Source organism: Deminuibacter soli (assembly GCF_003412455.1).
Taxonomy (GTDB): domain Bacteria; phylum Bacteroidota; class Bacteroidia; order Chitinophagales; family Chitinophagaceae; genus Deminuibacter; species Deminuibacter soli.
The window spans coordinates 28,846-40,999 of the sequence record NZ_QTJU01000001.1; the positions used below are offsets into that span (position 1 = coordinate 28,846).

Annotated in this window: 12 protein-coding genes; 8 read left to right on the forward strand and 4 right to left on the reverse strand. The window is 48.6% G+C overall.

What is annotated here, in order from left to right; translation table 11 throughout:
- The first annotated feature begins 15 nt into the window (after positions 1-15).
- From DXN05_RS00115 to DXN05_RS00140, 6 genes are all read left to right on the forward strand, one after another.
- Positions 16-1,197 carry a trans-sulfuration enzyme family protein gene (locus tag DXN05_RS00115; protein WP_116845187.1) on the forward strand — a complete coding sequence of 394 codons (1,182 nt, stop codon included), beginning with the start codon at positions 16-18 and terminating at the stop codon, positions 1,195-1,197.
- Between the two features lie 232 nt (positions 1,198-1,429).
- Positions 1,430-2,752, forward strand: coding sequence for an O-acetylhomoserine aminocarboxypropyltransferase/cysteine synthase family protein (locus DXN05_RS00120; protein ID WP_116845188.1), 1,323 nt, complete (start codon positions 1,430-1,432; stop codon positions 2,750-2,752).
- 78 nt (positions 2,753-2,830) lie between these two features.
- Complete coding sequence (locus DXN05_RS00125) at positions 2,831-3,910, forward strand: homoserine O-acetyltransferase family protein (protein ID WP_116845189.1); 1,080 nt, start codon at positions 2,831-2,833, stop codon at positions 3,908-3,910.
- A gap of 11 nt (positions 3,911-3,921) precedes the next feature.
- A complete protein-coding gene (locus DXN05_RS00130) occupies positions 3,922-5,181 on the forward strand; it encodes a homoserine dehydrogenase (protein ID WP_116845190.1) in 1,260 nt (419 codons plus the stop codon).
- A gap of 161 nt (positions 5,182-5,342) precedes the next feature.
- Complete coding sequence (locus tag DXN05_RS00135) at positions 5,343-6,284, forward strand: glycosyltransferase family 2 protein (protein ID WP_116845191.1); 942 nt, start codon at positions 5,343-5,345, stop codon at positions 6,282-6,284.
- Positions 6,265-7,137, forward strand: coding sequence for a lysylphosphatidylglycerol synthase transmembrane domain-containing protein (locus DXN05_RS00140; protein WP_116845192.1), 873 nt, complete (start codon positions 6,265-6,267; stop codon positions 7,135-7,137). Before DXN05_RS00135 ends, DXN05_RS00140 begins: the two co-directional genes overlap by 20 nt.
- A 52-nt stretch (positions 7,138-7,189) precedes the next feature.
- On the opposite strand, the gene DXN05_RS00145 is transcribed toward DXN05_RS00140, so the two are convergent.
- The gene (locus tag DXN05_RS00145) at positions 7,190-7,411 is read right to left on the reverse strand and encodes a DUF2795 domain-containing protein (RefSeq protein WP_090660403.1); all 222 of its coding nucleotides are present in this window, start codon (positions 7,409-7,411) and stop codon (positions 7,190-7,192) included.
- A gap of 333 nt (positions 7,412-7,744) precedes the next feature.
- Here DXN05_RS00145 and DXN05_RS00150 point away from each other — a divergent pair, with 333 nt between their 5' ends.
- A complete protein-coding gene (locus tag DXN05_RS00150; RefSeq protein WP_116845193.1) occupies positions 7,745-8,398 on the forward strand; it encodes an ABC transporter ATP-binding protein in 654 nt (217 codons plus the stop codon).
- Positions 8,399-8,901: 503 nt separating this feature from the next.
- Here DXN05_RS00150 and DXN05_RS00155 read toward each other — a convergent pair.
- From DXN05_RS00155 to gatC, 3 genes are read right to left on the reverse strand one after another with little or no spacing between them, the layout of a single operon-like run.
- Positions 8,902-9,462, reverse strand: a complete 561-nt coding sequence (locus tag DXN05_RS00155) for a cob(I)yrinic acid a,c-diamide adenosyltransferase (protein ID WP_116845194.1) — start codon at positions 9,460-9,462, stop codon at positions 8,902-8,904.
- Positions 9,463-9,507: 45 nt separating this feature from the next.
- Positions 9,508-10,212, reverse strand: a complete 705-nt coding sequence (locus tag DXN05_RS00160) for an ABC transporter ATP-binding protein (protein ID WP_116845195.1) — start codon at positions 10,210-10,212, stop codon at positions 9,508-9,510.
- A 1-nt stretch (position 10,213) separates the two neighbouring features.
- A complete protein-coding gene (gene gatC, locus DXN05_RS00165) occupies positions 10,214-10,504 on the reverse strand; it encodes an Asp-tRNA(Asn)/Glu-tRNA(Gln) amidotransferase subunit GatC (protein ID WP_116846332.1) in 291 nt (96 codons plus the stop codon).
- A gap of 248 nt (positions 10,505-10,752) precedes the next feature.
- Between gatC and DXN05_RS00170 the strand changes: the two genes are divergently transcribed.
- Positions 10,753-12,138: a sigma-54-dependent transcriptional regulator gene (locus tag DXN05_RS00170; RefSeq protein ID WP_116845196.1), complete on the forward strand. Its 1,386-nt coding sequence runs from the start codon at positions 10,753-10,755 to the stop codon at positions 12,136-12,138.
- Positions 12,139-12,154 lie beyond the last annotated feature (16 nt).

A 12,154-nucleotide genomic window follows, 5' to 3' on the forward strand; every position in this document is an offset into this window, starting at 1 on the left:
ACAAACTGTCTAAACATGAGCAACGCAACACAACTCATCCACAGCATTCCGGTAGATCCGCAAACAGGCGCTATTGCAGTGCCTATTTACCAAACTTCCACCTTTGTGCAGGATGCACCAGGCGTTAACAAGGGGTATGATTATGCACGTACCAACAACCCCACCAGGGCCACACTGGAACAGATTGTGGCACAACTGGAGAAAGGCCATACCGGCATTGCATTCGGCAGCGGCCTTGCAGCCATTGATGCGGTATTGAAACTGCTGAAAAGCGGTGACGAAATTGTTGCAGTAGATGATATTTACGGCGGCGCCTTTCGCCTGTTTACCCAGGTGTACGAAAAATTCGGCATCAAGGTGCATTACACAGACACCACCAGGGCCGAAAACGTGTTCAACGCCATTACGCCCAACACAAAGCTCATATGGCTTGAAACACCCACCAACCCAACGCTCAAAATCTCCGACATTGCCGCTATTGCACAAATAGCCAAAGCCAACCGGTGTTTATTGTGCGTGGATAATACTTTTGCTTCACCCGCCCTACAACAGCCTCTTTCGCTGGGAGCTGACCTTGTAGTGCACTCTGCCACCAAGTACCTCGGCGGTCACAGCGATCTTATTGCAGGCATCGTGGTTGCCCGTGAAAAAGAGCTGGGCGATAAAATCAAATTTATCCAGAATGCCAGCGGTGCTATACTGGCCCCGTTTGACAGCTGGCTGGTAATACGCGGTATTGAAACGTTACACCTGCGGGTAAAACAACACAGTGCCAATGCCCTGGAAGTAGCCCGCTTCCTGGAACAGCACCCGCTGGTTGACAAAGTGTTTTACCCTGGTTTGGCCTCGCACCCCAACCACGAAATTGCTAAAAAACAAGCCAAAGCGTTTGGCGGCGTGGTATCTTTCACATTAAAGAATGATACCGAAGAAGCTGCCATACAATTTGTAACACATACCAGGTTATTTAAACTGGCCGAAAGCCTCGGCGGCGTAAAAAGCCTGCTGTGCCACCCGGCCAACATGACGCATAAATCTATCCCGGCAGAAAAAAGAAGGGCCAGCGGTGTAGCTGACAGTTTAATCCGTTTATCGGTAGGACTGGAAGAAGCCGAAGACCTGATTGCCGACCTGGAGCAGGCGTTTACAGCAAACCTTATTTCTTCACCCGTAAATGCAGCAGCATTGCAGAACTGAGCGATTTAACAAGAATACAGCAAAAAACAGGGAAGGATTTAAATTATCCTATTAAATTTGTAGGATACCATTCAAAATGAACAACAAACACACATACAGCTTGCTGGTGAATAGCTTCAAAGGCTATTGTTGTTCGTGTTGTATGCGCTAACAGCGCCCCCTCCTATAAGCATATAAGCCCCGCATTTTCCGGTATTCTTCTACATTGTTCATAAAACAAAACCTCAGTACCATGAGCTATCATTTTGAAACACTGCAGCTGCATGCAGGTCAGGAAATTGATCCTACTACCAAGGCACGTGCTGTACCCATCTATCAAACTACTTCGTATGCGTTCAACAATTCCGCGCATGCAGCCAATTTGTTCGGGCTTAAAGAATTCGGCAACATTTACACCCGCATCATGAATCCCACCACCGATGTGTTTGAAAAACGCATCGCTGCGCTGGAAGGCGGTGTGGCAGCACTTGCCACCGCATCGGGCCAGGCCGCACAGTTTCTTGCACTCAGCTCCCTGCTGCAGTCTGGCGACAACTTTGTAAGCACTTCCTTTTTGTATGGCGGCACCTACAATCAATTCAAAGTAGCCTTTAAACGCCTCGGTATTGAAGCGCGTTTTGCCAATGGCGACGATGTTGAAAGTTTTGTTCCGCTCATCGATAAAAATACCAAAGCCATTTACCTTGAAACCATCGGTAACCCAAGGCTGAATATTCCTGATTTTGAAAAATTTGCCGCACTGGCCAAAGAATATGATCTGCCGCTGGTGGTTGACAATACGTTCGGCGCAGCAGGTTACCTGTTTCGCCCGCTGGAATGGGGTGCCAACATCGTGGTTGAATCTGCCACCAAATGGATTGGCGGCCACGGCAGCTCAATCGGAGGCGTTATTGTAGACGGCGGCAATTACAACTGGGCCAACGGCAAGTTCCCGCAATTCACCGAACCCTCAGAAGGCTATCATGGCCTCAAATTCTGGGATGTGTTTGGTGAAGGCAACCCGCTGGGTTTACCCAATATCGCATTCGCCATCCGCACCCGCGTGGAAGGCCTGCGCGACTTTGGACCTTCCCTGAGCCCCTTCAACTCCTTCCTGCTGCTGCAGGGCCTGGAAACACTGTCACTGCGTGTTGACCGGCATTCGCAGAATGCACTGGCCCTGGCGCAATGGCTCGAGGCACACCCTGCAGTGGAATATGTATGGTACCCGGGCCTCGAAAGCAGTCCGTACCATACCCTCGCCAAAAAATACCTGCCCAATGGTTTTGGCGGTGTGCTGCAGTTTGGCATTAAAGGCAGCAAGGAAAAAGCAGCCCAGTTTATTGACCAGCTGAAACTGGCCAGTCACCTCGCCAATGTAGGTGATGCCAAAACACTGGTTATTCACCCGGCATCTACCACGCACGAACAGCTCTCTGCCGATGAGCAGCTGGCCAGCGGTGTATTGCCTAATTTAATTCGTATCAGCGCGGGAATTGAACATATAGCAGATATCAAAGCCGACTTTGAACAGGCCTTCGAACACGTAGGCAGTGGCAAAGCGGTATTGCAATAAAATACAGCCGGGTGCTGCGGGCCTGTACAACCTGCAGCACCCGGCTTTTCACAACGAGTACCGGATAAATTAAACCAATTGAGCCAGATATTTACATACAGACAGGCTTTTACGCTGGAATCGGGCAAAACCATCAACGGCTTTCAGCTGGCGTATACCACAGCAGGTTTGTTAAATGAACGCAAAGACAACGTAGTATGGATTTTTCACGCATTAACCGCCAACAGTGACCCAACAGACTGGTGGCATGGCCTTGTAGGCAGCAATACCTTCTTTGACCCGAAGGATTATTTTATTGTATGTGTAAACATGCCCGGCAGTTGCTACGGCAGCATTTCTGCGCTTGATACCAATCCTGCAACAGGCACGCCTTGGTATCAAGATTTTCCCCTGTTTACCACGCGCGATATGGTGCGTGCGTATGCGCATTTGAAAAAATCACTCGGCATTGAACAGATTGCCATTGGCATCGGCGGCTCTATGGGCGGCCAGCAGTTGCTGGAATGGGCCGTAGAAGAGCCATTGCTGTTCCGTAATATTATTCCCATTGCAACCAATGCACAACACTCACCCTGGGGTATTGCCTTCAATACCTCGCAGCGTATGTGTATTGAAAACGACCCCACCTGGCAGCTTAAACTGCCTGAAGCAGGTATCGAAGGCATGAAAGTAGCCCGCACAGTGGCCCTGCTCTCGTACCGCAACTATTATACCTACCATCATTCGCAGGCAGGCATAACCGAAACATCGGCCGACAAACCGGTAGATGAACAGGTATTCCGCGCCAGCACCTACCAGCAATACCAGGGCGAAAAACTCGCCAAGCGTTTTAATGCCTTCAGTTATTATTACCTGAGCCAGGCCATGGATAAACATCATTTGGGCCGTGGGCGCGGTTCTGTTGAAGCAGCCTTGCAGCGCATCAAGGCACGCACACTGGTTATCGGTATCAGTTCCGATATATTGTTCCCGCCCGAAGAGCAGCAGTTTCTTGCACAGCATATACCGGGCGCACAAATTTCCATCATCGATTCGCACTACGGTCATGATGGCTTTTTGCTTGAATACGACATCATCACACGGCTCATCAAAAACTTTTTGTCGCAGCCGGTTAAAAATAGCATCACACAACAAACAACCATTATCAACAATCTCTAATCGCATATATTATGGACGTTCATAAACAGTTAACCATCGGCCTGTTCGGATTTGGCGTAGTAGGAGAAGGCTTGTACAAGGTGTTACAGCAAACCCCCTCCCTTAAAGCAAGCATTAAAAGAGTATGTATTAAACACCCCGGCAAAAAAAGAAATGCGCCGGATGAGCTGTTTACCACCGATAAAAACGACCTGCTGTTCGATAAAGACATCAATGTTATTGTAGAAGTGATCGACGATTCTGTGGCAGCATTCGAGATTGTATCTACCGCTTTCCAGCAAGGCAAGGCCGTGGTAAGCGCCAGCAAGAAAATGATTGCTGAGCACCTGCCCGAGATCCTGAAATTTCAGCAGGATACCGGCCTGCCCTTTCTTTGCGAAGCAGCTGCCTGTGCTTCTATCCCCGTTATCCGCAACCTGGAAGAATATTATGATAACGACCTGTTACACGGCATCAAGGCCATTGTAAACGGATCAACCAATTTCATTCTCACCAAGATGTTCGAAGACAAGCTGCAATTCGGTGAAGCGCTTTTACTGGCGCAGCAACTGGGTTTTGCAGAAAGCAACCCCAAACTGGACGTGGAAGGTTACGATGCAGTAAACAAATGGGCTATACTGCTGAACCATGCCTATGGTATTGTAGAACACCCGGATAATATCCTGTTCACCGGTATCCAGAACATACAGCTGAGCGATGCAGCGGTGGCAAGGGAAAAGAACTACGACATTAAACTCGTAGCGCAGGCCCAGAAACTGCGCAACGGCAAGGTGGCAGCGTATGTACTGCCGCAATTCATTAAACACGACGATCACCTTACGTTTGTAAAGAATGAATACAACGGCGTGGTGATCGAGAGCGGTTTTGCCGACAAACAATTTTTCTATGGTAAAGGCGCAGGCAGCTTCCCCACTGCTTCTGCAGTACTCAGCGATATCTCGGCCCTGCGTTACAATTACCGTTACGAATACAAAAAACGCTATTACCACACACCCGGTGAACTCACCAGCGATTTCTATGTGAAAGTATACATCAGCTTTAACCAGCTGGCAGATGTAAACAAAGACGATTTTGAATGGATTGAAGAATGGCACGGCGGCCAGGACAGGAATTACCTGGTAGGTGTGCTGCATTTTGAAAAGCTCACGCAGCACGACTGGTGGAAGGCACAGGGCATTTCCCTGATTTTAACGCCCGACCCGGTGATTGAAAGCATCGAGTTGCGCAACATCAAAAAAAGAAGCCTGGAGCTTGCCGGCATTAACGGTTAACAACAGGTGTATTTTTTCATACAAAAGCCAGTAAGGATTCCGCCCCTTGCTGGCTTTTTTGTTTGGTGTAACCCACCATGCCCGCGGATAATGACCTCCGAAGCTTGCAGCGCGCAGCTTCCCCCAGTTCCTTACCTTTGCATCCGAAAATAACCCCAGGTATGAGAGAAATTTCGGTTGTTATTACGGTGATGAATGAAGAAGACAATATTCATCCCCTAATCGCAGAAATCAGGAAGGCCCTTAGCGAATTGGACTATGAAGTAATTTTTGTAGACGACGGCTCTACCGACGCTACACGCACACGCATCAAAGAAATCATCGACGATCGCATTACCCTGGTTGAACTTCGTAAAAACTACGGGCAAAGTACTGCTATGACTGCGGGTATTGACCATACCACCGGCAAATACATTGCCCTGCTCGATGGCGATCTGCAAAACGATCCGTCTGATATTCCCATGATGCTCGACCTGCTGAAACGGGAAGACTGGGATGTAGTGGCCGGCAACCGCAAAAACAGGCAGGATGGCATGTTCCTGCGCAAAGTACCCAGCAAAATTGCCAATGCCCTTATCCGCCGTATGACCAAGGTGTACATACAGGATTATGGTTGTACGCTTAAAGTATTCAAACGCGAAATAGCCGAAGAGCTGGGCCTGTATGGTGAACTGCATCGCTTTATTCCTGTACTGGCTTCTATGCAGGGCGCACGCATTACACAGGTAGACGTAAAACACCATGCCCGCAGGTTTGGCACCTCCAAATACGGACTGGGCCGCACTTTCAGGGTAATGAGCGACCTGGTGACCATGGTATTCTTCCGCAAGTACAGCCAGAAACCGATGCACCTGTTTGGCACCATGGGCTTTGTTTGTTTGTTCCTGGGCATATTAATCAATCTATACTTGCTGGCACTGAAAATAGCCGGTCACGATATATGGGGCAAACCCCTGCTGATACTGGGCCTGATATTGCTGCTGGGCGGTATACAGCTGATCACCATTGGCATACTGGCCGAGGTAAGCATGCGTACCTACTACGAATCATCTCACAAAAAAACCTACCAGGTAAGAAAAATATATGGCCGCACCAAGGTTTAACAATGTGCTGAAGCTGCTGCTGAAAATAGCGATCACGGCAGTGTGTATCTGGTATGTAAGCCGCAAAATAAACTGGTCGGTATCCCTGCAAACGGTGGCCCGCAGCAATGCAGGCTGGCTGTTGCTGGCCGTACTGTTGTTTGTTGCTTCCAAACTGGTATCTGCCATACGTTTGAATACTTATTTCCACAATATACAGTTGCGGCTTCCCCAAAAGCTGAATATGCAATTGTACTGGCTGGGCATGTATTACAATCTTTTTTTGCCGGGCGGTATTGGTGGCGATGCATACAAAGTGATATTGCTGAGCAAACACTACCAGCAACCTGCCAAACAATTAACCGCAGCCGTACTGCTCGACAGGATCAGCGGCGTGGTTGGTTTAGGTATTCTCGCGGCCATTTATTACTATGCCATTTACCAGGGGCAATACTACAGCACCTGGCTGCCCATACTGGTGGTACCGGGCGTTGCAGCGTATTACCTGTTTGTAAAATGGCTGTTTCCGTCGTTTATCAAAGGCTTTTGGCCTACGTTGTGGATGGGCATAGCTGTACAGGCACTGCAGGTATTGTGTGCATATGCCATTATGCAGGCTTTACATTTAGATGCACATTACACCGCGTATATTTTTATATTCCTGTTATCGTCTATTGTAGCGATACTGCCTTTTACGATTGGCGGACTGGGAGCGCGGGAACTGGTGTTTGTGTGGGGAAGCAAGCAGTTTTTACTGAACCAGAGTGAATCGGTATGTATCAGCATCCTGTTTTACCTGATCACCGTAGTGGTTTCGCTGGTGGGTTTAACATGGGTATACCGCAACCCATTAAAGCAAACAGCGGAAAAATAGCTATTCCATATCCTGTACGGGTATGGAATAGCTATCCGCCTTGCGGTATTAATTAATACTCGTCTTCGTTGAATAGAAAATCTTCCTGGCTCGGGTAATCGGGCCAGATATCTTCAATGCTTTCATACACTTCGCCTTCATCTTCCAGCTCCTGAAGGTTTTCAACCACTTCAATGGGCGCGCCGGAGCGAATTGCATAGTCAATTAATTCGTCTTTTGTCGCTGGCCAGGGGGCATCCTCCAAGTAGCTGGCTAATTCTAATGTCCAGAACATAAGCCTTTAAATTTTATCCGGTAATAATGTTTTTTAAGGAAATACATTTCCGTTCAAAATCCTTATCAAAAGATTTGCCGCAATACAACAGCTGACATTTCTTCCTTTGGATTTTTCGCAAATGTAATTGTTACAGCGGAATAACCAAATCGGGGTTTCCACCACCGGTAAATAAATATAAAAAATTAACGCCGCCTGCATCTAAATAGCGGTAATGCAGGTAAGTTTGCGGCTACCCCGCCTGCACAAACGGCAGCCGGGTTTAAAAACAGCGCCAATACTACCAGCCGTTAGTACGCTACGCCTGCAGTACCGGCACCTTAAATATCAGCTATGCTTGTTGCGCGGGACATTACCAAACAATACGGACAATTACAGGTATTAAAAGGCGTTAGCCTCGAGGTAAAAAAGGGTGAAATAGCCGCTATTGTTGGCTCATCCGGTGCAGGCAAAAGCACGTTGCTGCACATTCTGGGCACCCTTGATGCGCCCGGCCGCGGCGAAATATGGCTGAACAATGAAGCGGTTCACCAGCTGCAGGGCAAAAAACTGGCCGCCTACCGCAATACGCACATGGGTTTTGTATTCCAGTTTCACCACCTGCTGCCGGAATTTACTGCCCTCGAAAATGTGTGCATACCCGGCTGGATAGCAGGCCGTAAAAGAAAAGACGTTCAAACAGAAGCCACCCGCCTGCTTACCCTCCTCGGTCTCTCCCACCGCCTCGATAATAAACCACAGGCCCTCAGCGGCGGCGAACAGCAACGCGTGGCCGTGGCCCGCGCCCTCATTAACCAGCCCGATATTGTTTTTGCCGATGAACCTACCGGCAACCTCGACAGTACCAATGCGCGCGAATTACACGACCTTTTTGTACGCCTGCGCAATGAGTTTAACCAAACCTTCCTTATTGTAACACACAACGAAGAACTCGCCGGTATGAGCGACCGCGTGCTGCACATGCGCGACGGGCAGATTGTGCCGTAAATCGTGAGCCTGGAAAACACCGAGAATCGAGAATCGAGACATCGACACGTCGAGACTATCTTAGCGAGTGCCAATTTCGAGAATCGAGACATCGACACGTCGAGACTATCTTGGCGAGTGCCAATTTCGAGAATCGAGACATCGACACGTCGAGACTATCTTGGCGAGTGCCAATTTCGAGAATCGAGACATCGACACATCGAGATTATCTTGGCGAGTGCTATTCTTTTTCGCCGGAGGCGATTTACACTAAACAGGCTTGCAGCTCGTAGCTAGAAGCTTGAAGCTGTTTTCCGGTCGAGACTATCTTGGCGAGTGCTATTCTTTTCGCCGGAGGCGATTTACGCTGAACAAGCTTGCAGCTCGTAGCTTGAAGCTTGCAGCTGTTTTACCGGGCTTTATAACGTGTACCAGCTTGCGCCAAAGGTGAGTTGTTGCAGGCAGCCATTGAACCATTCAACCATCAAACCATTCTTCCATTTTCAAATTTTCAAACTTTCAAATTACCTCGGTTTCCAGGGGATTTCCTGCACCTGCAGCTGGTGGCCGGCGTAGCGGGCGAGTACAAAGAGATAATCGCTGAGGCGGTTGAGGTATTTGAGTACGATGGGTTCTATAAAAAGCTGTTCTTCCTGCATGGCTACGCAAATGCGCTCGGCCCTGCGGCATACACAGCGGGCAATATGCGCGGTTGATACGGCAGCATGGCCGCCGGGCAGGATAAAGAATTTCATTTCAGGCAATACCGTATTCATGCTGTCTATTTCACTTTCCAGCAGTTCAATATCGCTTTCTTTTAAATCGGGAATTTTCATGCGCTGCTCCTTCTCAGGATCACAGGCCAGCGAAGCACCGATGGTAAACAGCCTGTCCTGTATTTCGCGCAGCATGCTGATGCTGTGGGTATCATCGTTCAGCTGGTCGCCCAGTAAGCCTATGAAAGAGTTCAACTCATCAACCGTACCATAGCTGTCTATGCGTATATGGCTTTTAGATACCCTGGTTCCGCCAATTAAACCGGTTTTACCCTTGTCGCCTGTTTTCGTGTATATCTTGAAGGCCATGAAAGAATAATTTGAAAATGTGGCAATTTGAAACCACTCACACCATTACACCACCGCTTCCTTATGCGCATTCAGCTTATCGGTTTCAATTACCCCGTCACGCAGGCGTACTACGCGTTTGGCGTATTCGGCGATGTCTTCTTCGTGGGTAACGAGTACCACCGTATTGCCGGCGGCCTGAATTTGCCCGAATATTTCCATTACTTCCACAGAAGTTTTTGAATCGAGGTTACCGGTAGGTTCATCTGCCAGCAGCAGCGAGGGGTTGTTAACCAGTGCGCGGGCAATGGCTACGCGCTGTATCTGGCCACCACTCATTTCGTTTGATTTGTGGTGACTGCGGTCTGCCAGCCCCACTTTGCGAAGTGCTTCCATGGCCCTTTCCATGCGTTCTTTTTTGGGAATACCGGCATAAATCAGGGGCAGGGCTACGTTTTCGGCGGCGGTAAGGCGCGGCAGCAGGTTAAATTGCTGGAACACGAAACCAATTTCGCCATTGCGTACATCAGCCAGCGAATCGTCGGGCATTTTACTTACATCCTGTCCGTTGAGTATGTATTTGCCGCCGGTGGGTGTGTCCAGGCAGCCGAGAATATTCATGAGTGTACTTTTACCACTGCCCGAGGGGCCCATCAGCGCCACATACTCATTTTTAAAAATATCAAGCGTAATACCTTTCAGCACCGGTATGGCCTGGCTACCCATAAAATAGCTCTTGGTGATATTTTCGAGACGGATGATTGACTGCATATTATTTTTTGATCACTTTCGGAACTTTGAAAAATGCTTCATCCTGCACAGGGGCATTGGCCAGGGCCGCTTCCCGGGATACAGAACCTTCCACCACATCTTCACGCCACACATTTACACTGTTGCTCATATGTAAAATAGGATCCACACCTGTAGTATCCAGTTCATTCAATTTCTCTACAAAGGCAACCATACGCTGTAAATCATGTTGTATAGATGCTTTTTCCGCCTCACTGAACCGCAGCCTGGCCAGGTGGGCCAGCTGGTTAAAAACACCATCATTTATTTCCATGCTAACAAAAATAACTGAAACATTCATTCATGCTGCCGAAAAAATGGTTGAATGGCAAACCGTCTTTTATCCTAATTTAAGGCGATAAAAGTTTTTTTGCCAAACAATCATCGATATTTACACTTTGATACGTCTATATATATAACGGACTGTAACCCCGTTTGTATCAAATGCATCTCCGGATATGGCGCCAATGCCATGCAGCCCTGAACCCGCTACCCGGTAATGCCAAAAGCCAATGGTGAAGCATGCAGCAGGAAATATTTACCATATTTATTGTAGAGGATGATTTGTTCTACGGCTCAATGCTGGAGCACATGGTGGCACTGAACCCAGACTACCAGGTAAAGAAATTTACCTCGGCCGCCAGCTTTAAACAGGCCCTCCACGAAAAGCCGCACGTGGTTACGCTGGATTATTCCCTGCCCGATACCACCGGCGACGAGCTGCTGGCCATGATCAGGGAAATTAGTCCGGATACCAAAACCATCATGATCTCTGGCCAGGAAGACATACAGGTGGCCATTGACGCGCTTAAAAAAGGTGCCCACGACTATATCGTAAAAAACGACGAGGCTAAAGACCGCCTCTGGATAGCCCTTCAAAACCTGCACGAGAATTTCGGACTGCAGCAACAACTCAATTCCCTGAAAGATGAAGTGGCCAGGAAATACAATTTCAAGAACATTATCGGAACCAGTCCGGCCATAAAAAAGGTGTTCGACCTGGTAGATAAAGCTTCCCGCACCAATATCACCGCCAGTATTACCGGCGAAACCGGAACAGGTAAAGAGCTGGTAGCCAAGGCCATTCATTTTAACTCCATCCGTAAAGCCAAACCCTTTGTGGCGGTAAACATAGCCGCCATACCGGGCGATCTTATTGAATCGGAGCTGTTCGGCCATGAAAAGGGCGCTTTTACCGGGGCCGTAGTACGCCGTACCGGCAAATTTGAAGAAGCCAACAAAGGCACCCTTTTTCTCGATGAAATTGGCGAACTGAACATTAACCTGCAGGCCAAGCTGCTGCGTGTGCTGCAGGAAAAGGAATTTTCCAGGCTGGGCAGCAACGACCTGTTAACAACTGATGTACGCATTATTGTGGCCACCCACCGCAACCTGGCACATGAAGTAAAAAGAGGGCGTTTCAGGGAAGACCTGTATTACCGCCTGCTGGGTCTGCCCATTCATTTGCCGCCGCTGCGCGAACGCGGGCACGATATACTGCTGATAGCAAAATACTTCCTCGAACAGTTTTGCCGCGAAAACGATATGCCCGTTAAAAAGCTGTCGGTAGAGGCAAAAATGAAACTGATGACCTTCCCTTTTCCCGGTAATATCAGGCAGCTGAAATCGATGATGGAACTGGCCTGTGTACTGAGCGACGGCGACGAGATAGCGCCTGTTCACCTCGACACCGGTGCTGCTCCTGCAACAGAAATGGCTGCCGGGGCCGGCGATCACCTAACCTTGAAACAATACACCACACGGATTATCCAGCAATACCTTGACAATAACGACGCCGATGTATTAAAAGTGGCTGCGCTGCTTGATGTGGGAAAATCGACCATTTACCGGATGATCAGCAAAAATGAAGTGGTATTGCACAAGAACAAAATTGTGCACCACGGTTAATCACACAAAACCAAGT